Source organism: Klebsiella sp. JB_Kp031 (assembly GCF_040064295.1).
Lineage (GTDB): Bacteria > Pseudomonadota > Gammaproteobacteria > Enterobacterales > Enterobacteriaceae > Klebsiella > Klebsiella quasipneumoniae.
The window spans coordinates 45,698-65,213 of the sequence record NZ_JBEAJW010000035.1; the positions used below are offsets into that span (position 1 = coordinate 45,698).

Annotated in this window: 20 protein-coding genes; 15 read left to right on the forward strand and 5 right to left on the reverse strand. The window is 59.2% G+C overall.

Going from position 1 to position 19,516, the window contains the following annotated elements; all coding sequences use genetic code 11:
• Positions 1–15 precede the first annotated feature (15 nt).
• The 6 genes from lpoB (at position 16) to ABLV64_RS16540 (ending at position 5,356) form a co-directional block, all read left to right on the forward strand.
• Positions 16–654: a penicillin-binding protein activator LpoB gene (lpoB, locus tag ABLV64_RS16515; RefSeq protein WP_072096711.1), complete on the forward strand. Its 639-nt coding sequence runs from the start codon at positions 16–18 to the stop codon at positions 652–654.
• Entirely contained in the window at positions 635–1,462 is an 828-nt protein-coding gene (gene thiK, locus ABLV64_RS16520) for a thiamine kinase (RefSeq protein ID WP_004204574.1), read from the forward strand. Before lpoB ends, thiK begins: the two co-directional genes overlap by 20 nt.
• 23 nt (positions 1,463–1,485) lie before the next feature.
• The gene (nagZ, locus tag ABLV64_RS16525) at positions 1,486–2,496 is read left to right on the forward strand and encodes a beta-N-acetylhexosaminidase (protein ID WP_074437481.1); all 1,011 of its coding nucleotides are present in this window, start codon (positions 1,486–1,488) and stop codon (positions 2,494–2,496) included.
• 35 nt (positions 2,497–2,531) lie between these two features.
• Positions 2,532–3,074: an alpha/beta hydrolase YcfP gene (gene ycfP / locus ABLV64_RS16530; protein ID WP_002900775.1), complete on the forward strand. Its 543-nt coding sequence runs from the start codon at positions 2,532–2,534 to the stop codon at positions 3,072–3,074.
• A 244-nt stretch (positions 3,075–3,318) separates the two neighbouring features.
• Positions 3,319–4,623 (forward strand): NAD(P)/FAD-dependent oxidoreductase, encoded by a 1,305-nt coding sequence (locus ABLV64_RS16535; RefSeq protein WP_008805997.1) that lies wholly within the window; start codon positions 3,319–3,321, stop codon positions 4,621–4,623.
• A gap of 193 nt (positions 4,624–4,816) precedes the next feature.
• A complete protein-coding gene (locus ABLV64_RS16540; protein ID WP_002900781.1) occupies positions 4,817–5,356 on the forward strand; it encodes a glycine zipper 2TM domain-containing protein in 540 nt (179 codons plus the stop codon).
• Positions 5,357–5,413: 57 nt separating this feature from the next.
• Here the strand turns inward: ABLV64_RS16540 and ABLV64_RS16545 are convergent, their stop codons facing one another.
• The gene (locus ABLV64_RS16545) at positions 5,414–7,603 is read right to left on the reverse strand and encodes a TonB-dependent siderophore receptor (RefSeq protein WP_043519501.1); all 2,190 of its coding nucleotides are present in this window, start codon (positions 7,601–7,603) and stop codon (positions 5,414–5,416) included.
• 69 nt (positions 7,604–7,672) lie between these two features.
• Between ABLV64_RS16545 and ABLV64_RS16550 the strand changes: the two genes are divergently transcribed.
• On the forward strand, positions 7,673–7,795 hold the full coding sequence (locus ABLV64_RS16550) for a hypothetical protein (RefSeq protein ID WP_004140642.1): 123 nt from the start codon (positions 7,673–7,675) through the stop codon (positions 7,793–7,795).
• A 52-nt stretch (positions 7,796–7,847) separates the two neighbouring features.
• On the opposite strand, the gene ABLV64_RS16555 is transcribed toward ABLV64_RS16550, so the two are convergent.
• Both ABLV64_RS16555 and ABLV64_RS16560 read right to left on the reverse strand, forming a co-directional pair.
• Positions 7,848–8,483 (reverse strand): TetR/AcrR family transcriptional regulator, encoded by a 636-nt coding sequence (locus tag ABLV64_RS16555; RefSeq protein WP_004204579.1) that lies wholly within the window; start codon positions 8,481–8,483, stop codon positions 7,848–7,850.
• Positions 8,480–8,599, reverse strand: coding sequence for a hypothetical protein (locus ABLV64_RS16560; RefSeq protein WP_048294479.1), 120 nt, complete (start codon positions 8,597–8,599; stop codon positions 8,480–8,482). Before ABLV64_RS16560 ends, ABLV64_RS16555 begins: the two co-directional genes overlap by 4 nt.
• A 133-nt stretch (positions 8,600–8,732) precedes the next feature.
• Here ABLV64_RS16560 and bhsA point away from each other — a divergent pair, with 133 nt between their 5' ends.
• Positions 8,733–8,990 carry a multiple stress resistance protein BhsA gene (bhsA, locus tag ABLV64_RS16565; RefSeq protein WP_002900788.1) on the forward strand — a complete coding sequence of 86 codons (258 nt, stop codon included), beginning with the start codon at positions 8,733–8,735 and terminating at the stop codon, positions 8,988–8,990.
• A gap of 128 nt (positions 8,991–9,118) precedes the next feature.
• Here the strand turns inward: bhsA and ABLV64_RS16570 are convergent, their stop codons facing one another.
• Entirely contained in the window at positions 9,119–10,072 is a 954-nt protein-coding gene (locus ABLV64_RS16570; protein ID WP_017898955.1) for a L,D-transpeptidase family protein, read from the reverse strand.
• Between the two features lie 164 nt (positions 10,073–10,236).
• Positions 10,237–13,683 carry a transcription-repair coupling factor gene (gene mfd / locus ABLV64_RS16575; protein WP_004204581.1) on the reverse strand — a complete coding sequence of 1,149 codons (3,447 nt, stop codon included), beginning with the start codon at positions 13,681–13,683 and terminating at the stop codon, positions 10,237–10,239.
• A gap of 39 nt (positions 13,684–13,722) precedes the next feature.
• On the opposite strand from mfd, the gene ABLV64_RS16580 reads away from it, so the two are divergent.
• The 7 genes from ABLV64_RS16580 to ABLV64_RS16610 all read left to right on the forward strand — a co-directional run bounded on the left by ABLV64_RS16580 (position 13,723) and on the right by ABLV64_RS16610 (position 19,365).
• A complete protein-coding gene (locus ABLV64_RS16580) occupies positions 13,723–13,854 on the forward strand; it encodes a hypothetical protein (RefSeq protein WP_004140630.1) in 132 nt (43 codons plus the stop codon).
• A 133-nt stretch (positions 13,855–13,987) separates the two neighbouring features.
• Positions 13,988–15,187: a lipoprotein-releasing ABC transporter permease subunit LolC gene (gene lolC, locus ABLV64_RS16585; protein ID WP_004204582.1), complete on the forward strand. Its 1,200-nt coding sequence runs from the start codon at positions 13,988–13,990 to the stop codon at positions 15,185–15,187.
• On the forward strand, positions 15,180–15,881 hold the full coding sequence (gene lolD, locus ABLV64_RS16590) for a lipoprotein-releasing ABC transporter ATP-binding protein LolD (RefSeq protein WP_004204584.1): 702 nt from the start codon (positions 15,180–15,182) through the stop codon (positions 15,879–15,881). Before lolC ends, lolD begins: the two co-directional genes overlap by 8 nt.
• Positions 15,881–17,125, forward strand: a complete 1,245-nt coding sequence (gene lolE / locus ABLV64_RS16595; protein ID WP_008806005.1) for a lipoprotein-releasing ABC transporter permease subunit LolE — start codon at positions 15,881–15,883, stop codon at positions 17,123–17,125. The genes lolD and lolE overlap by 1 nt, the downstream gene beginning before the upstream one ends.
• Positions 17,126–17,173: 48 nt before the next feature.
• Complete coding sequence (gene nagK, locus ABLV64_RS16600; RefSeq protein ID WP_032455829.1) at positions 17,174–18,085, forward strand: N-acetylglucosamine kinase; 912 nt, start codon at positions 17,174–17,176, stop codon at positions 18,083–18,085.
• Positions 18,086–18,099: 14 nt separating this feature from the next.
• The gene (cobB, locus tag ABLV64_RS16605; protein WP_017898959.1) at positions 18,100–18,930 is read left to right on the forward strand and encodes a Sir2 family NAD+-dependent deacetylase; all 831 of its coding nucleotides are present in this window, start codon (positions 18,100–18,102) and stop codon (positions 18,928–18,930) included.
• A gap of 90 nt (positions 18,931–19,020) precedes the next feature.
• Positions 19,021–19,365: a hypothetical protein gene (locus ABLV64_RS16610; protein ID WP_023317922.1), complete on the forward strand. Its 345-nt coding sequence runs from the start codon at positions 19,021–19,023 to the stop codon at positions 19,363–19,365.
• Positions 19,366–19,516 lie beyond the last annotated feature (151 nt).

Genomic DNA, 19,516 nt, shown 5'->3' on the forward strand with positions numbered 1-19,516 from the left:
ATTATAATGATGAAAATGTGTCGCTATGCGTTAATCACAGCACTGGCGATATTCCTCGCAGGCTGTGCGGGGCTGCGTGAGCAGCCCGCGCCGGTAGAAGAGGCCAAACCGCAGCCGCAGCAGCCTGCGCAGCCACAGCCCACGGTGCCGACGGTACCGGCGGTGCCTTCCGTCCCTTCGCAGCCAGGACCGATTGAGCATCAGGATCAGCAGTCGGGTCAGCCGGCGCCGCGCGTGCGTCATTATGACTGGAACGGCGCGGTGCAGCCGATGGTGGGACAGATGCTGCAGGCGGGCGGGGTCAATGCCGGCAGTATTCTGCTGGTTGACAGCGTGAACAACCGCACCAACGGTTCGCTGAATGCCGGAGAAGCCACCACCGCGTTACGTAACGCGCTGGCGGGCAACGGCAAATTTACCCTTGTTTCACCGCAGCAGCTGGCGGTCGCCAAGCAGCAGCTGGGCCTGTCGCCGCAGGACAGCCTCGGCAGCCGCAGCAAAGCCATGGGCATCGCCCGCAACGTGGGCGCGCAGTATGTGCTTTATTCCAATGCCACTGGCAACGTCAACGCGCCCGAGCTGAAGATGCAGTTGATGCTGGTGCAAACCGGCGAGATTATCTGGTCAGGTAAAGGTGCGGTTCAGCAACAATAAGCTAACGCGCGACGAGCTCTTGTCGCGCTTCTTTCCCCACTATCATCCTGTCGCCTCGCTGAGCCAGACCGGCCTCAGCGGCGGCAGTGTGATTATCAGCGATGGCGACCAGCGACGAGTGCTGCGTCAGCCGCATGACCCGTCTGCCGCTGCCTGTTATTTTCGCCGTCAGTATCGTGCGCTGCGCCGGCTGCCTGCCAGGCTGGCGCCCAATCCTCTGTTTTACTCGCCCTGCTGGATGGTGGTGGAGTATTGCGCGGGTGAGGTGAAAAGCGAGTTACCTGACTGCCCGCAACTGTCTGGCTTATTGTATGATTTGCATCAGCAACCGCGGTTCGGCTGGCGTGTTAGTCTCGGGCCGCTGCTGGCGCAGTACTGGCAGAGGAGCGATCCGGCCCGGCGCACGCCGCGCTGGCTACGTTGGCATCAGCGGCTGTGCCGCCGGGGAGAGCCTCGTCCTCTGCGGCTGGCGCCGCTGCATATGGATGTCCATGCCGGCAATATTATCCACAGCGACGCCGGTCTGAAGCTGATTGACTGGGAATATGCCGGCGATGGCGATATCGCGCTGGAGCTGGCCGCCGTGTGGATCGCCCCGGACGAGCGCCGCCAGCTGGTGGCGGCATATGCCCGACGGGCGGCTATCGACGCGCAGCAGCTATGGCGGCAGGTGGCGCGCTGGCGTCCGTGGGTACTGCTGCTCATGGCGGGCTGGTATGAAATGCGCTGGCGGCAGAGCGGGGATCGGCAATTTATCATGCTGGCAGATGAAACATGGTGTCAGTTAGACAACGAACGCAAAGGATAAGAGAGGTCAGTGTGGGCCCAGTGATGTTGGATGTTGAAGGGTATGAACTGGATGCGGAAGAGCGAGAGATTCTGGCGCATCCATTGGTGGGAGGGTTGATCCTCTTCACCCGAAATTATCACGATCCGGCGCAGCTGCGGGAGCTGGTGCGCCAGATCCGCGAAGCCTCCCGTAACCATCTGGTGGTGGCGGTCGATCAGGAAGGGGGACGCGTTCAGCGTTTCCGCGAAGGCTTTACCCGTTTACCGGCGGCCCAGTCTTTCGCTGCGCTGCTGGGGATGGAAGAGGGGGGCAAACTGGCCGCCGAGGCCGGCTGGCTGATGGCCAGCGAAATGATCGCCATGGACATCGATATCAGCTTTGCGCCGGTGCTGGACGTCGGTCACATCAGCGCCGCAATCGGCGAACGTTCTTATCATGAAGATCCGCAGAAAGCGTTGACGATGGCGCGTCACGTCATTGACGGCATGCACGCCGCGGGCATGAAAACCACCGGCAAACACTTCCCGGGACACGGGGCGGTGACTGCCGATTCGCACAAAGAAACCCCCTTCGATCCGCGTCCGGCATCGGTTATCCGCGACCACGATATGGCGGTATTCAAAAGCCTTATCGCCGAGCAGCGTCTGGATGCCATTATGCCGGCGCATGTGATTTACCCGGAGCTCGACCCGCGTCCGGCGAGCGGTTCGGCCTATTGGCTGAAAACGGTGCTGCGCGGCGAGCTGGGCTTCGATGGGGTGATTTTCTCCGACGATCTGTCGATGGAAGGGGCGGCGATCATGGGCAGCTATGCCGAACGCGGCCAGGCATCGCTCGAGGCCGGTTGCGATATGATACTCGTCTGCAATAATCGTAAGGGCGCGGTCAGTGTGCTGGATAACCTGTCGCCGATCAAAGCAGAGCGTGTTACGAAATTGTATCATAAAGGTTCCTTTTCCCGTCAGGAGTTAAGGGATTCAGCCCGTTGGAAAACGGTGAGTGCCCAGCTGGAGCAGCTTCATGCGCGCTGGCAAGAGGCGAAGTCCGCGTAACGCTCTGCGGGGCGTTGTTGTCTGGTGAGGATGCGATGATTATCTATTTACACGGTTTTGACTCGAACAGCCCCGGTAACCACGAGAAGGTGATGCAGTTGCAGTTTATTGACCCTGACGTGCGGTTGATAAGCTACAGCACGCGCCATCCCAAGCACGACATGCAGCATCTGCTGAAAGAGGTTGATAAAATGCTGCAGCTTACCGCCGATGACCGGCCGCTGATCTGCGGCGTTGGACTCGGCGGTTACTGGGCGGAGCGGATTGGTTTCCTGTGCGATATCCGTCAGGCGGTGTTCAATCCGAACCTGTTTCCGCATGAGAATATGGAAGGCAAAATCGACCGACCGGAAGAGTATGCTGACATCGCCACCAAATGCGTGACCAACTTCCGCGAAAAGAACCGCGATCGCTGCCTGGTGGTGCTTTCCCGACAGGACGAAGCGTTGGACAGCCAGCGTTCCGCCGACCTTCTGCACCACTATTATGAAATTATCTGGGATGAAGAGCAGACCCATAAGTTTAAAAACATTTCGCCGCACCTGCAGCGGCTGAAAGCGTTTAAAACCCTCGGTTAAGCCTTTTCCCCTGCCTCCAAACCCGCGCCGGGTTCACCGCGCGGGTTTTTTCATGTCTACACTTATTGGTTTCGCTGAAAAAATACGCGACAAAACTTGATGCACATCAATTTTGGTATGACCAATGCACCGTTCATGGTATTCTCGACAGTGCTGAATGGTTTCATTGACGTAACTTGTTGTTAAATAAAGGCTATTTTAATAACTTTTATTTAACAATTGGTTAATAATTTTAGGGGTACACATGACTACGCCATTGAAAAAAATCGTAATTGTGGGTGGCGGCGCAGGCGGACTGGAACTGGCAACTCAGCTGGGGAAAAAGTTAGGGCGCCATAAGAAAGCGAAAATCACCCTGGTGGACCGTAACCACAGCCATCTGTGGAAGCCGCTGCTGCACGAAGTGGCCACCGGTTCTCTGGATGAAGGTGTCGATGCGCTGAGCTATCTGGCCCATGCCCGCAACCACGGCTTCCAGTTCCAGCTGGGGTCGGTGGTCGATATCAATCGCGAAGGGAAGACCATCACCCTCGGCGAGCTGCGCAATGAAAAAGGCGAGCTGCTGGTGGCTGAGCGTAAACTGCCGTACGACACGCTGGTGATGGCGCTGGGCAGCACCTCGAATGACTTCAACACCCCTGGCGTTAAAGAGAATTGTATTTTCCTCGACAACCCGCACCAGGCGCGTCGTTTCCATCAGGAAATGCTCAACCTGTTCCTTAAATACTCCGCGAACCTCGGCGCTAACGGTAAAGTAAACATTGCCATCGTCGGCGGCGGCGCCACCGGCGTGGAACTCTCCGCTGAGTTGCATAATGCCGTGAAACAGCTGCACAGCTACGGCTACAAAGGGCTGACCAACGAAGCGCTGAACGTCACGCTGGTCGAAGCGGGCGAACGCATTCTGCCGGCGCTGCCGCCGCGCATTTCCGGGGCGGCGCATAATGAGCTGACCAAGCTGGGTGTACGGGTGCTGACGCAGACCATGGTCACCAGCGCCGATGCGGGCGGCCTGCACACCAAAGATGGCGAATATATTGAAGCGGATCTGATGGTCTGGGCGGCCGGGATCAAAGCGCCAGATTTCATGAAAGAGATCGGCGGCCTGGAAACCAACCGTATCAATCAGCTGGTGGTTGAGCCGACGTTGCAGACCACCCGCGACGCGGATATTTTCGCCATTGGCGACTGCGCCTCCTGCGCCCGTCCGGAAGGCGGCTTTGTACCACCGCGTGCCCAGGCGGCGCACCAGATGGCCACCTGCGCGCTGAATAACATCCTCGCGCAGATGAAAGGCAAACCGCTGAAGGCGTACACCTATAAAGACCATGGCTCGCTGGTATCGCTATCCAACTACTCCACCGTCGGCAGCCTGATGGGCAACCTGATGCGCGGCTCGATGATGGTGGAAGGGCGCATTGCGCGCTTTGTGTACATCTCCCTGTACCGTATGCACCAGATCGCCCTGCACGGCTATTTCAAAACCGGCCTGATGATGCTGGTTGGGCGCATCAACCGCATCATTCGCCCGCGCCTCAAGCTGCATTAATCGCTGTTGCGACCCGGAGCGCGCCCTGGCGGCGCCTCCGGGCTCTTCTGCTGAACCGGCGGCAATCCCGCTCGGAATCCTCTGAATCCCTTTGATTTGCAGCGAATTCTCGCACTTTTCATCCGCTATCTGATTTGCGCCTTCCCGGGTCCGGTTGCAAAATTGTATCAACAGCAACAAAGGAGGATCTCCCGTGAATAAATCTATGTTGGCGGGTATAGGGATAGGCGTGGCTGCCGCGCTGGGCGTTGCAGCTGTCGCTGGTCTCAACGTGTTAGATCGCGGCCCGCAGTATGCGCAAGTGGTCTCCAGTACACCGATTAAAGAAACCGTGAAAACCCCGCGCCAGGAATGCCGCAATGTCACCGTGACCCATCGTCGTCCGGTACAGGATGAAAACCGCATCGCCGGTTCCGTGCTGGGCGCGGTGGCGGGCGGGGTGATTGGCCACCAGTTCGGCGGCGGTCACGGACGCAGCGTGGCGACGGTGGTGGGCGCGCTGGGCGGCGGCTATGCCGGTAACCAGATCCAGGGCGCGATGCAGGACAACGACACCTACACCACCACGCAACAGCGCTGCAAAACGGTGTATGACAAATCCGACAAAATGCTGGGTTACGATGTGACCTATAAGATAGGCGATCAGCAGGGGAAAATCCGGATGGATCACGATCCTGGCAGCCAGATCCCGCTGGACAACAACGGCCAGCTGGTCCTGAACAACAAAATCTAAAAACAGATTTGTGTATTGATTAGCCCCTCAATCGCTCAGGCTGAGGGGCTTTTTTTATCAGAAGGTTAACGCGTAATTCAGACCGAAGGTGCGGCCGCGGCCCTTGTATTCATACAGCGACGAGCTGCCGTAGGTTGGGCTGTAGAGCAGCGGCGCGCGCTGGCCCCAGATGGTGATATAGTCTTCGTTAAGCAGGTTTTCGATACTGAAGGTCAGTTTTCCCACCGGCAGCGCGTAACTGCCGATAAAATCGACGGTGTTATAGCCTTCCAGCTTGTTGCCGGCGGCGTCGCTGAGGTCAAACACCTGCTGGCTCTGCACGCGCAGGCTCCACGGATCCGGCGCCCAGCCCACCCAGGCGGTGGCTTTGGACGGCGAGGCGAGGGTGACGTCCCACTTCTGCCAGCGGCCATCGGTCTGCACCTGTGATTTCAGCACGTTGAAGTTGCCGCCGACGCTCCAGTCGCTGTCCGGAATAAAGTAATCGACCGCACCCTCAACGCCGTAAATACGCCGTTTGTCGGACTGAACATCGATGGTCATATCGGTACGGTTGACGACGATGGTCTTATCCGAAGTCGAGTAATACGCCGCCAGCTGGGTGCGCAGGTTATCGCCGGTATAGCGCCAGCCCAGCTCATACGAGTTAACTTTGATCCCCTGCAGCGGCGAGTCATCGACGTTGACGCTGGAGAGCAGCGGCAGATGACCATTGACCGCCGCGCCGTATTTCCCGATGCCATAGTATTTACCCGGATCCGGCAGCTCAACGCCCTGCGAGAAGTTAAACCAGGTCTGCTGACGCTCGGTCAGATGGGCCACGATCCCGGCGTTAAACAGGAAGTTGTCATAATCGGTTTTTCCGCCTTTGATGGCGTCGGCGGAGCGCGCTTTGCCGTTGGCGATATCCTGTTGCTGGGCGTAGCCGACAAAGTCGTCAACCCGGTTTTCGGTCCACTGGTAGCGAACCCCGCCGCTGAGGGTAAAGATATCGTTCAGATCATAGCTCGACTGCAGGAACGGCGCGACGTTGGAGATACTGTATCCCGGATAGCGGCCGGTGGTGTAGATCGATTCGTTGTGCAGCCCGCCGGACGCCAGCGATTGTTGCAGATCGAAGAACATCTGGTTGGCATTGAAGGTCTCATGATCGGCGTCGAGACCCCAGGTGAGATCCCATCCCGCCAGCGGCTGGCTGTTGAGGGTCAGCTTTGCCCCGTACTGATCGGTATCCTGCTGCGACGAGGAGAAGCTGCTGACCTGACCTTTGCTGAGCGTCGGGAATGGATAGAAGGTGAGGGACTCATCGCGATAGTACACCTGGCTCACCAGATTCTGGCCGAAGAAATCGGCATCGGAGTACTGGAGGCTGATCAGATGGCGCTCGGTGCCGGGGATACGATCGGAATTGAGCCCATCGGTGGTGTACGCTTTGCCGCCGCTGGTGACCGCGGACATATTTTTCCCGAGCCACAGGCCATAGTCATCATCGCCCTGGCTTTTATAGTACTGGGTGACCAGCTGCAGCTGGCGGTTGTCGTCGATCTCGATCGTCCCCGTCCCCATGACGTCCAGACGATCAGAGTGCTGGAGCCCCGTTTGGGTGTTATCGAGGATCAGCGCATCGTTATTGCCGTCGTACCAACCGCCGAAACGCTGATAGGCTACCGATAAACGCCCGGACGCGTGGTCTGTCCCGCCGCTGACCGCCGCCGCGACACGCTCATCATGATCGTTGCTGTTTGCAAACCCGCTCTTGCTGCCCACCTCAAGATCGACCTGGCGATCCTGCTGCCCTTTTTTGGTGACGATGTTGATAAGTCCGCCGGTACTGCCGCCGCCGTACAGCGAGGTTGCCCCGGAGATCACTTCGACATGCTCGATGTTGAACGGGTCGATGGCGTCGAGCTGGCGGCTGTCGGTGCGGGAAGAGTTGAGCCGGACGCCGTCAATCAGCACGACGATGGCGCGCCCGCGCATGTTCATCCCATAGTTGGTGCGCCCCTGGCTGCTGACGTCGATGCCCGGGATCAGCTGCGCCAGCACGTCTTTGAACTCTTTTCCGCCCTGGACCTGCTGCTCAATCTCCTGGCCCTCAATGACCCAGGTGGTTTGGGCCATTTCGGCAACGGTGCGATGGGTGCGGTTCGCGCTAACGATAATGCTGTCTTCTTCAGACTGAGCCGCCAGCGCAGGCAGCGCGCTGGCCAGCAGCAGAGGGTGGAGCACCCAGAGGCGCTTTTTCATATCCATTCCTTTTATGAGCAAGTTGTTTTGTCGTTGTTATGGGCCGGCGTCGGGCCGGTATTCGTTACAATGCGAAACATCTGGAAAAACTCAAAAAAGGATTTTGCACATAATGAATATCGCAATCAATATCATTTGCGTTTATCTTGCGCGAGAAAAGGTAATAAAAATCAATCTATTTTGTGGGGATAAAGCGAAACGGCGGGCGGTTCCGGCGGTTGAACACCGCCGGAAGCGGGGCGCATCAGGACTCGAGGACCAGCGGCCAGAGACGGAGGGTGGTGTCAGTGATTTGCATCAGTTTGTCAAAATCGGCGCCTTCCCGTGCGCTGATGGACATCCCCTGCAGGACACAGTTGAGAAACTGCGCCAGCTGCCCCACGTCGCGGCCCGCGGGCAGTTCGCCCTGCGCTTGCCGCTGCTGCAGAAACTGGGTTAGCGCCTGCTCCTGCATCGCATGGCGGGATTTGATGGTATTGGCGATATCCGTCGAGGAGGCGGCCAGCGCGGCGGAGGTATTAATGATAAAGCAGCCGGCCGGTGTCTCTTTGCTGGTAAAACAGGTGGCGACCGCGGTGAAGTAGTCGCGCAACGCCCGATCGACGGATTTTCCCTCAGCAAACAGCACGGCTTCGTGCTTCGCGGCAAAGCGCGAAATGTAACGGTCCAATACTGCGCGGAACAGTCCTTCTTTATTCACAAATTCCGCATACAGGGTGGGGGCTTTTGCTCCTGTCGCCTCGACCAGATCGGCGAGCGAGGTCGCCTCATAGCCGTGCTGCCAGAAGAGTGTCATGGCTTTGTCCAGCGCCGCATCCCTGTCGAACACCTTCGGTCGGCCACGGCTTTTTTTGGCGCAACTCTGAACGTCAGTTGTCATGATGCCGTTGTACCTATGTTGGTTTGGTGAATCGTCATTATAAAAATAAACGATCGCCGGGGCCAGCGCTGTTGGTTCAAAAATAAATAATTCATATGCGTATGAAAATTAAGCATTTTATAAATAGTTAAACGATCGTTATAAAAATGCGTTGACGTGTGACTTAGATCACATTAATATTTACCTATCGATCGTTAAGTTAATGCTTACGACCCTACTATAAAATTCATCTGCATAGGTATAATAATCATGAAAACCGTTAATACTCTGGCTATTGCCGCCGTTCTTAGCTCCCTCTCTTTCGCCAGCTTTGCCGCTGTTGAGGTGCAGTCCACCCCAGCCGGCCAGCATAAAGTGGGTACTATCTCAGCTTCCGCAGGGACTAACCTGGGTTCGCTGGAAGACCAGCTGGCGCAGAAAGCGGATGAGATGGGCGCCACCTCATACCGTATTACTTCGGTAACCGGTCCGAATACCCTTCACGGTACCGCGGTTATCTACAAGTAAACCCGATGCGTCGCTGCCCGGCCCCCTTCACCGGTCAGCGATGAGTAATACCCTGTTGTACCCCTGTTTGACCCTTGCCAACAAAAAACCCGCCTTCAGGCGGGTTTTTTGTTTTCTGCAGCGTGAGGTTACAGCGACTGCGGGCCGGGGTCCGCATGACGGGTGACGTCAATGGGCATGCCCGAGCGGTAATTCATCGCGCGCTCCATCACTGTTCCGTCGGTCTGCGGCGCCTGTTTGAACGCCTTCATGGCCGCGTTAAGCGTAATAGGCAGGGTCTGCGGGTCATCATCGATATGCTCAGACAGCGGCTGATGGACCTCAACCAGACGGCGACCGTCCGGCTCTACCGACGCCTTGATCGGCGTGTTGATAATATTCACCTTCGTGCCCGGCGAGATGGCGTTGTACAGCGCCTTGATATCGTTGTCGCGCAGACGAATACAGCCGGAGCTGACGCGCATACCAATGCCGAAATCGGCATTGGTGCCGTGCAGGAGATAGACTCCGCCATAGGCGGCGAGGCGGATGGCGTGATGTCCCATCGGGTTGTCAGGACCGGCAGGCACCACCGCCGGCAGCTCAATCCCCATCGCTTTGTAGCGCGCGCGAATGTTGGCGGTTGGCGTCCAGGTCGGATTGGCCCGCTTGTCGGACACGGTCGTAACCATTGTCGGCGTGATGGTGGTTCCGCCCAGCTGGCCGATGCCGATCGGGTAGACGGTCACTTCATTCTTGCCCGGCGGGTAATAGTAGAGGCGCAGTTCGGCAAGGTTAATCACCAGCCCTTCGCGCGGCGCATCGGGCAGCAGCGTCTGCAGGGGGATGGTCAGCACGCTGCCGGCGCGCGGAACGTAGGGGTCCACCCCGGGATTGGCCTGCAGCAGGGCCAGGAAGCCGACATTGTACTTTTTGGCAATCGCCTCCAGCGAACCGCCGTTATCCTGCACCACATGGAACTGATTCTGCCCCACCAGTCGGCTGCCCGGCGGGGGAAGGGGCCAGGTGTTAGCGCGCGCGGGCAGCGCCAGCGCAGCAACCAGCGCGACCAGCGCCAGCATCAAGGGGAAACGGATTCTCATTACCATAACTCCAAAATATATAAGTGGTTATTTTTATATGAAAAAGGAGATGAGATTATGGCGTGAGTCTGTGTGGGGAAATCCAGGCGGATTGCAAAATGTTTGTAAAGATTGCCAGATATGTGGAAAGGGGGATACGGCGTAACGGCCATATCCCCCCGCGATCAGGCGACGGCGTTCTCTTCCAGCTGGCGCATGAACTGGCGAACCCAGTCCATCCGCGTCTTACGCTCCTCGAGATCCTGCATGAACTTCAGGCGCGTCGGCCCGTCCAGGCGGAAGTGCTGCGGCTGCTTCTGCAGCAGGCCAATTAACCACACCGGATTGACGTTGTTTTTCTCGTTAAATTCGATCACGCCGCCTTTTTCGTTACTTTCCAGTTTACGGATCCCCAGCTTCTGCGCCTGCTGACGCAGACGGGCGATATCCAGCAGGTTGCGGGCGGCGTCGGGCAGGCGGCCAAAACGATCGATCAGCTCGACTTTGATCTCCTCCAGATCCTGTTCGTTTTTGGCGCTGGCAATGCGCTTATAGAACGACAGGCGGGTATTGACGTCGGGGATGAAATCATCAGGCAGCAGGGAAGGCATGCGCAGTTCGACTTCCGTCTGCTGGCTGGTGAGATCCTCCAGCGACGGCTCGCGCCCGGCTTTCAGCGCATCCACCGCATTCTCCAGCAGCTCCATATACAGGGAGAAGCCGATGGTCTCCATCTGACCGCTCTGATCTTCGCCCAGCAGTTCCCCGGCGCCGCGGATCTCCAGATCGTGGGTAGCTAGCGCAAAGCCGGCACCGAGATCTTCCAGCGAGGCAATGGCTTCAAGGCGCTTTTGCGCATCGGTGGTCATCGCCTTTGGATGTGGCGTCAGCAGCCAGGCATAGGCCTGGTGATGGGAGCGGCCAACGCGGCCGCGCAGCTGGTGCAGCTGGGCGAGGCCAAAATGGTCGGCGCGTTCGATGATGATGGTGTTGGCGGTGGGAATGTCGATCCCGGTTTCGATGATGGTGGTGCACACCAGCACATTGAAGCGCTGGTGATGGAAGTCATTCATCACCCGCTCCAGCTCACGCTCCCGCATCTGACCGTGGCCGATGGCGATCCGCGCTTCAGGCACCAGCTCCGCCAGTTTGTCGGCGGCTTTCTGGATGTTCTCGACGTCATTAAACAGGTAGTAAACCTGGCCGCCGCGCAGCGTTTCACGCAGGATCGCCTCGCGCACCACCAGCGCATCGTATTCGCGAACGAAGGTCTTTACCGCCAGGCGGCGCGCCGGCGGCGTGGCGATGATCGACAGATCCCGCATCCCGCTCATCGCCATGTTCAGCGTTCGCGGGATCGGCGTGGCGGTGAGGGTCAGGATATCGACATCGGCGCGCATCGCTTTGATACGCTCTTTATGCCGCACGCCAAACCGGTGCTCTTCGTCGACGATCAGCAGCCCCAGATCGCGGAGCTTCACCTCGCTCTGCAGCAGCTTGTGGGTGCCGATCAAGATATCGATTTTGCCTTCCGCGGCCTGCTCGAGGATCTGCGCCTGCTCCTTAGCGCTGCGGAAACGGGAGAGCATTTCGATGCGTACCGGCCAGTTGGCGAAACGATCGCGGAAGTTGTCATAGTGCTGCTGAGCCAGCAGGGTGGTCGGCACCAGTACCGCCACCTGTTTGTGGTTCTCCACAGCGAGGAAGGCGGCGCGCATGGCCACTTCGGTCTTGCCGAAGCCCACATCGCCACACACCAGGCGGTCCATGGCCAGCGGCTGGCACATATCGCTGAGGACGGCGTTGATCGCCTGCGCCTGATCCGGCGTGGTTTCAAATGGGAAACCGTCGCAGAACAGCTGATACTGTTCGCGGTCGTGTTTAAAGGCAAACCCGGCTTTCGCTGCGCGCTGGGCGTAGATATCCAGCAATTCGGCCGCGACGTCGCGTACCTTCTCGGCCGCTTTTTGCCGCGCCCGGGTCCAGGCATCGCCGCCCAGCTTGTGCAGGGGCGCGTTCTCTTCCGCTCCGCCGGCGTAGCGGCTAATAAGATGCAGGGAGGAGACCGGAACGTATAATTTGGCATCGTTAGCGTAGGTCAGCATCAGGTATTCGCCGGTGATGCCGCCCGCCTCCAGGGTGGTCATCCCCGCATAGCGTCCCACGCCGTGTTCCAGGTGAACGACCGGCTGGCCGATATGCAGTTCGGCAAGGTTGCGAATGAGTGTGTCAGGGTTAATGGTGCGACGGGAATCCTGACGACGGCGCGCGACGCGCTCGCCGAGCAGGTCGCTCTCGCAAATCAGCGCCAGGCCGCGCTGGTTGTCGATAAACCCGTGCTCGGCGGCGCCAATCATCAGATAGCGGCCGTTGCCGGTGGCTTCCTCCAGACGCAGCACGTGTTTTGGCGCAACTTTAATCCGCGCCAGCATTTCGCTCAGCGCTTCACGGCGACCCTCGCTTTCCACCGAGAAGATAACCGGGCCGGTAAACGCTTCGAGGAAGCGGCGCAGATTATCCAGCGGCGCTTTGTTTTGTGCCTGGACGGCGATGTCCGGCAGCGTCTGGTAGCCCAGATTGGTATTTGCCGCTTTGTCCGCCAGGCGCTCGGTTTTCAGCTGTACGCGCGGCCACTTTTTCAGTTCGCTAAACAGCTCATCGCTGCGCAGCCACAGCAGTTCCGGCGGCAGGAGCGGGCGCATCGGATCGACGCCGCGGTTTTCAAAACGGGCGCGGGCTTCATTCTGGAAACGCTCCGCGCTGGCCTCGAGATCGCCGGTGTTGACGATCAGCGTGCTGGACGGGAAATAGCTGAATAACGGCGGCAGCGGCTCGCTGAAGAACAGCGGCTGCCAGTATTCGATACCGGCAGGCAGCGTCCCTTTACTGACCTGCTGATAGATATGCTCGGCATCGCGTTTCACTTCAAAGCGGTCGCGCCACTGGCTGCGGAACAGCTCGATGGCGGTCTGATCGGTGGGGAATTCGTGCGCCGGGAGCAGGTTAATGGCCGCCACTTCCTCCAGCGTGCGCTGGCTGTCGACGTCGAACAGGCGCAGGCTGTCGATTTCATCGTCAAAGAAATCGAGGCGGTAGGGCTGGTCGCTGCCCATCGGGAACAGATCGAGCAGCGCGCCGCGGGTAGCATATTCGCCATGCTCCATCACCTGATCGACATGGCGGTAGCCGGCCCCCTCAAGCTGATCGCGCAGCGCATCGCGCGACAGGCGCTGACCCTTTTTCATCACCAGCGCGTGGCCGTGAAGGAAGCTGTGCGGACAGACGCGCTGCATCAGCGTGCTGACCGGGACGATCAGCACGCCGCGCTGCATGGTGGGTAACTGGTAAAGGGTGGCAAGACGGGAGGAGATGATGTCCTGATGCGGTGAGAAGCTGTCATAAGGGAGCGTCTCCCAGTCCGCCAGCCCCATCACCATGCTGTCGGTGAACTGCCTGATCTCGTCGTTCAGACGCAGCGCGTTTTGCATGTCAGGCGCCACCAGCACCACCGGGCCCTTGTGGCGTTCGGCCATCTCCGCCACCAGGGTGGCGCAGGCTGCGCCGGTCAACTCGCCAAGCTGGCGCTGGTCACCGGCTTTCACCGGCAATGAGTATCGATATTGTTCAGGCATAGACGGTTTCATGGTCTCTTAGGGATTCGCTCTGCCGATATGGAGGGCAACTCGCTGATATTCAATAGTGAGATTATCCGCGATTGGTCTGGATTCGCCAACCCGAATTGCCATCGCGTGTTGGGTGAAGAAAGGTCAGCGCTGTCGATAAGCGTAAAGATAAATAAGTAAGTACTTATCTATCCGTTTGTATTTGCTTGGGTTTTAGGGTTTTTGCTAATAAAGTCGTCAGGTATCAGTCATTTACGCTGCCCCTAATCGCTTATATACTCGGGAATCGGCTATCAGCAACCAGATGGATGACATGTATCAACCTGCCGCACTCTTTATCGGCCTGCGCTATATGCGTGGGCGAGCAGCCGACCGCTTCGGTCGCTTCGTCTCCTGGCTTTCCACCATCGGTATTACCCTCGGCGTCATGGCGCTGGTGACGGTCCTGTCGGTGATGAACGGCTTTGAACGCGAGCTGCAAAACAACATCCTGGGGCTGATGCCCCAGGCCATACTTAGCGCCAAACAGGGTTCGGTGAATCCCCAACAGCTGCCGGAGCGCGAGGCGAAACTCCAGGGCGTAACCCGGGTGGCGCCGATCACCACCGGCGACGTGGTGCTGCAGAGCGCGCGCAGCGTGGCGGTCGGGGTCATGCTGGGCATCGACCCGGCGCAGAACGATCCCCTGACCCCGTATCTGGTGAACGTCAAACAGAGCGATCTGCAGGCGGGTAAATATAACGTTATTCTCGGCGAGCAGCTGGCGGGTCAGCTGGGGGTTAATCGCGGCGATAAAATTCGCCTGATGGTTCCTTCCGCCAGCCAGTTTACGCCGATGGGCCGCGTGCCGAGCCAGCGCCTGTTTACGGTCATCGGCACCTTCGCTGCCAACAGCGAAGTCGATGGTTATCAGATGCTGACCAACATCGACGACGCTTCCCGTTTGATGCGCTATCCGCTGGGGAATATCACCGGCTGGCGCCTGTGGCTGGATAAACCGCTGCAAGTGGATACCCTCAGCCAGCAGACGCTGCCGCCGGGCACCCAGTGGCAGGACTGGCGCGAGCGCAAGGGTGAACTGTTCCAGGCGGTGCGCATGGAGAAAAATATGATGGGCCTGCTGCTCAGCCTGATCGTCGCCGTCGCGGCCTTCAACATTATTACCTCGCTGGGGATGATGGTGATGGAGAAGCAGGGCGAAGTGGCGATCCTGCAGACCCAGGGGCTGACGCCGCGGCAGATTATGGCCGTCTTCATGGTGCAGGGCGCCAGCGCAGGGATCGTCGGCGCGCTGCTGGGAGCGGTGCTTGGTGCGCTGCTGGCCAGCCAGTTGAATAATTTAATGCCGATCATCGGCGCCTTCCTTGACGGCGCGGCGCTGCCGGTGGCGATTGAGCCGCTGCAGGTCGTCGTTATCGCCCTGGTGGCGATGGCGCTGGCATTGTTGTCTACGTTGTACCCTTCCTGGCGCGCTGCCGCCACTCAACCCGCTGAGGCTTTACGTTATGAATAAGATCCTGCTGCAATGCGACAACCTGTGCAAACGCTATCAGGAAGGCAATGTGCAAACCGATGTCCTGCACAATGTCAGCTTCAGCATTGATGAAGGCGAGATGATGGCCATCGTCGGTACCTCCGGCTCCGGCAAAAGTACCCTGCTGCATCTGCTGGGCGGCCTCGATACCCCCACCTCTGGCGACGTGATTTTCTCCGGCCAGCCGATGAGCAAGCTCTCCACCGCCGCGCGCGCCGACCTGCGTAACCGCGAGCTGGGCTTTATCTATCAGTTCCACCATCTGCTGCCGGACTTTAGCGCACTGGAAAACGTGGCGATGCCGCTGCTGATTGGCAAAAAGAAGCCGGCGGACATTGAACGCCAGGCGAAAGCGATGCTGCAGGCGGTCGGGCTTGAACACCGCAGCCATCACCGTCCGTCGGAACTCTCCGGTGGCGAACGCCAGCGGGTGGCGATTGCCCGCGCGCTGGTGAACAAACCGCGACTGGTATTGGCGGATGAGCCGACCGGTAACCTCGACGCTCGCAACGCCGACAGCATCTTCCAGCTGCTGGGCGAACTGAACCTCGCGCAGCGCACCGCGTTTCTGGTGGTGACCCACGACCTGCAGCTGGCGAAGCGGATGAGCCGCCAGCTGGAGATGCGCGATGGCCGCCTGACCGCCGACCTGACCCTGATGGGGGCCGAGTAATGGCCTCTCCGTTATCGTTACTGATTGCATTGCGTTTCAGCCGCGGCCGGCGGCGCGGCGGCATGGTGTCGCTGATCTCGGTGATCTCCACCATCGGTATTGCGCTGGGGGTGGCAGTGCTGATCGTCGGTCTCAGCGCGATGAACGGCTTTGAGCGCGAGCTGAATAACCGCGTGTTGGCGGTGGTGCCGCACGGTGAAATCGAACCCGTGAACCAGCCGTGGAATAACTGGCAGGAGGCGCTGGCTAAGGTGCAGAAAGTGAAGGGGATAGTCGCCGCGGCGCCCTATATTAACTTCACCGGCCTGGTGGAGAGCGGCAGCAATATGCGCGCCATCCAGGTGAAAGGGGTCGACCCGCAGCAGGAAACCCGGCTCAGCGCGCTGCCCACCTTTGTGCAGAATAACGCGTGGGCCGGCTTCAAGGCCGGTGAACAGCAGGTGATTCTGGGTAAAGGCGTCGCTGATGCGCTGCACGTGAAGCAGGGAGACTGGGTGTCGATCATGATCCCTAACGCCGACGCCGACCATCAGCTGCTGCAGCCGAAACGCGTCAGGCTGCATGTGACAGGTATTTTGCAGCTGAGCGGCCAGCTCGATCATAGTTTTGCCATGATCCCGATGCAGGATGCGCAGCAGTACCTGGAGATGGGCGGCAGCGTGACCGGTATCGCCATCAAGGTCACGGACGTTTTCCATGCTAACAAGCTGGTGCGCGACGCCGGCGAGGTGACCAACAGCTACGTCTATATCAAGAGCTGGATCGGCACCTACGGCTATATGTATCGCGATATCCAGATGATCCGCGCCATTATGTACCTGGCAATGGTGCTGGTGATCGGCGTGGCTTGCTTTAACATCGTCTCGACGCTGGTGATGGCGGTCAAAGACAAGAGCGGCGATATTGCGGTGCTGCGCACGCTTGGCGCAAAAGACGGCTTAATTCGCGCGATTTTCGTGTGGTATGGTTTATTAGCCGGATCGGTAGGCAGCCTGTTTGGGGTGGTGATCGGCGTGATCTGCGCGTTGAACCTGACGTCAATCATCAACGGCATCGAATACCTGATTGGGCATAAATTCCTCTCCGGCGACATCTATTTTATTGACTTCCTGCCGTCAGAACTGCACTGGCTGGACGTCTTTTATGTGCTGGTGACAGCACTGTTGCTGAGTTTGCTGGCCAGCTGGTATCCCGCCCGCCGCGCCAGCCGTATCGACCCGGCGAGGGTGCTGAGTGGCCAGTAATTTATCGTCATCGTCGGCCTGGCTGACGACACAAGAGGAATTGCTGAAATGTACTATGGATTTGACATTGGCGGCAGCAAGATAGCGCTGGGCGTATTTAATCAGGAGCGGCGACTGCAGTGGGAAAAACGCGTCGCCACGCCGAAAAGCAGTTATGAGGATTTTCTTCAGGCGGTAGAGGCGCTGGTCCGCGAGGCCGATGAGCGCTTCGACCAGCAGGGGTCGGTTGGGATCGGTATCCCGGGGATGCCGGAAACGGCGGACGGCACGCTGTATGCCGCTAACGTGCCTGCCGCCAGCGGCCGGCCGCTGCGCGCCGACCTCAGCGCGCGGCTGGGGCGCGATGTGCGCCTCGATAATGACGCCAACTGCTTCGCGCTGTCGGAAGCGTGGGACGATGAGTTTACGCAATACCCGCTGGTGATGGGGCTGATCCTCGGCACCGGCGTGGGCGGCGGCCTGGTGTTGAACGGTAAATCGATTACCGGACATAGCTATATCACCGGCGAGTTTGGTCATATTCGTCTGCCGGTGGATGCCCTGGAGGTGGTCGGGCGTGATTTTCCGCTGCTTCGCTGCGGCTGCGGCCAGCTGGGCTGCATTGAAAATTATCTCTCCGGCCGCGGTTTTGCCTGGCTGTATGAACATTTTTATCAGCAACCGCTCACCTCGCCGGAGATTGTGGCGCAGTGGCAGCAGCACGATCCGCGCGCCCAGGCGCACGTAGAGCGCTATCTCGATCTGCTGGCGGTGTGTCTGGGGAATATACTGACCATTGTCGACCCGGATTTGCTGGTGCTCGGCGGTGGATTATCTAACTTTACGGCCATTAGCGAAGGGCTGGCGCAGCGATTACCGCGCCATCTTCTGCCGGTCGCCAGGGTACCGCGCATTGAGCGCGCGCGCCACGGCGATGCCGGGGGAATGCGCGGTGCGGCCTTCCTTCATCTGACTCATTAATCACAGAGGTAGCTATGCAGTCGCGCCGTTTACATCGATTGAGCCGTTTTCGTCGCAATAAACGTCAGTTGCGTGACCGTCTGCGTCAGCGGATTTTCTTTAGGGAGGACAGGATGAAGCCTGAAGCGATGGCCAAACCGAGAGTGGTGGTGTTAACCGGCGCGGGGATATCGGCGGAGTCGGGGATCAAAACTTTCCGCGCGGCCGATGGCCTGTGGGAAGAGCATCGGGTGGAAGATGTGGCGACGCCGGAAGGTTTTGCCCGCGACCCGGCGCTGGTGCAGGCGTTCTACAACGCCCGCCGTCGTCAGCTGCAGAGTCCGGAGATCGCGCCGAACGCGGCGCATCTGGCGCTGGCGCGTCTGGAGGATCTGCTGGGCGACCATTTTCTGCTGGTCACCCAGAATATCGATAATCTGCACGAACGCGCCGGCAACCGCCGGGTGATCCATATGCACGGCGAGCTGCTGAAGGTGCGCTGTTCGTGGAGTGGCCAGGTACTGGAGTGGACCGGCGACGTCACCGCAGAGGACAAGTGCCACTGCTGCCAGTTCCCGGCGGCGCTGCGTCCCCACGTGGTCTGGTTTGGCGAAATGCCGCTGGGGATGGACGAGATCTACAGCGCGCTGGCCGAAGCGGATATCTTTATCGCCATCGGCACCTCCGGCCACGTTTATCCGGCGGCCGGCTTTGTGCACGAGGCGCGGCTGCACGGCGCCCACACCGTTGAACTGAACCTGGAGCCCAGCCAGGTGGGCAGCGAGTTTGCCGAAAAGCACTACGGACTGGCGAGCGAAGTGGTGCCCGCCTTTATCGATAAGCTGCTGCAGGAAAACGCGCTGTAAACTGAAGCAGCCTGCCGGGGACGAGGGCGACGCCCGCCGCCTCCGGCAGCGCTGCTGACAAGGATGATACGTCATGACAGGAGTCAGACCATGCATAATCCCCTGGTCATTGAATCGATCGCCTTGATCGCGGCCATTCTCGTTGGCGTCTGGAGCCAGCGTGCTTTACCGCTACACGCCGACAGCCGACCGATCCTCTTCCTGCTGTGTCTGTTCGTCGGCACCGGCAGCGCATTGTGCCTGCTGCTGGATGGTTTAGCCCTGTTGCTAACCGGCCAGATAGCGACCGGCGGTGTGCGAATATACGGCCCGTTGCTGCTGCTGGTGGCGCTGTGGAAACCCCTCAACGGGGTTGTCGGCATCATGGAGGGGGTTTTGCAGCGGCGAGCCGCAAAAGGGAAGGGCAAAGGCCAGCGCGACGGCGGACGACGCTGATCCGCTTCCCCCTGAGACGCGCATAACTTTCTCCTGGCTACCGTCAGCCCCCGGCGGTCGCTCTGACGATATCGCCCGGACCGGCGCCGGGCAATGACCTCCATCCTGCCATTCTCGGCTTCTCCTTTCTGAGCGATTCCCTACTCTATTT

What these genes read in the sequence shown, in the direction of transcription:
- lpoB (WP_072096711.1), top strand. Translation starts at nt 16, where the DNA reads ATGTGTCGCTATGCGTTAATCACAGCACTGGCGATATTCCTCGCAGGC.
- nagK (WP_032455829.1), top strand. Translation starts at nt 17,174, where the DNA reads ATGTACTATGGATTTGACATTGGCGGCAGCAAGATAGCGCTGGGCGTA.
- ABLV64_RS16550 (WP_004140642.1), top strand. Translation starts at nt 7,673, where the DNA reads ATGCGAAACATCTGGAAAAACTCAAAAAAGGATTTTGCACATAATGAA.
- ABLV64_RS16570 (WP_017898955.1), bottom strand. Translation starts at nt 10,072, where the DNA reads ATGAGAATCCGTTTCCCCTTGATGCTGGCGCTGGTCGCGCTGGTTGCT.
- lolD (WP_004204584.1), top strand. Translation starts at nt 15,180, where the DNA reads ATGAATAAGATCCTGCTGCAATGCGACAACCTGTGCAAACGCTATCAG.
- ABLV64_RS16555 (WP_004204579.1), bottom strand. Translation starts at nt 8,483, where the DNA reads ATGACAACTGACGTTCAGAGTTGCGCCAAAAAAAGCCGTGGCCGACCG.
- cobB (WP_017898959.1), top strand. Translation starts at nt 18,100, where the DNA reads ATGCAGTCGCGCCGTTTACATCGATTGAGCCGTTTTCGTCGCAATAAA.
- nagZ (WP_074437481.1), top strand. Translation starts at nt 1,486, where the DNA reads ATGTTGGATGTTGAAGGGTATGAACTGGATGCGGAAGAGCGAGAGATT.
- ycfP (WP_002900775.1), top strand. Translation starts at nt 2,532, where the DNA reads ATGATTATCTATTTACACGGTTTTGACTCGAACAGCCCCGGTAACCAC.
- ABLV64_RS16545 (WP_043519501.1), bottom strand. Translation starts at nt 7,603, where the DNA reads ATGAAAAAGCGCCTCTGGGTGCTCCACCCTCTGCTGCTGGCCAGCGCG.
- mfd (WP_004204581.1), bottom strand. Translation starts at nt 13,683, where the DNA reads ATGCCTGAACAATATCGATACTCATTGCCGGTGAAAGCCGGTGACCAG.
- ABLV64_RS16580 (WP_004140630.1), top strand. Translation starts at nt 13,723, where the DNA reads ATGGAGGGCAACTCGCTGATATTCAATAGTGAGATTATCCGCGATTGG.
- lolE (WP_008806005.1), top strand. Translation starts at nt 15,881, where the DNA reads ATGGCCTCTCCGTTATCGTTACTGATTGCATTGCGTTTCAGCCGCGGC.
- ABLV64_RS16610 (WP_023317922.1), top strand. Translation starts at nt 19,021, where the DNA reads ATGCATAATCCCCTGGTCATTGAATCGATCGCCTTGATCGCGGCCATT.
- ABLV64_RS16535 (WP_008805997.1), top strand. Translation starts at nt 3,319, where the DNA reads ATGACTACGCCATTGAAAAAAATCGTAATTGTGGGTGGCGGCGCAGGC.
- bhsA (WP_002900788.1), top strand. Translation starts at nt 8,733, where the DNA reads ATGAAAACCGTTAATACTCTGGCTATTGCCGCCGTTCTTAGCTCCCTC.
- lolC (WP_004204582.1), top strand. Translation starts at nt 13,988, where the DNA reads ATGTATCAACCTGCCGCACTCTTTATCGGCCTGCGCTATATGCGTGGG.
- ABLV64_RS16560 (WP_048294479.1), bottom strand. Translation starts at nt 8,599, where the DNA reads ATGCTTAATTTTCATACGCATATGAATTATTTATTTTTGAACCAACAG.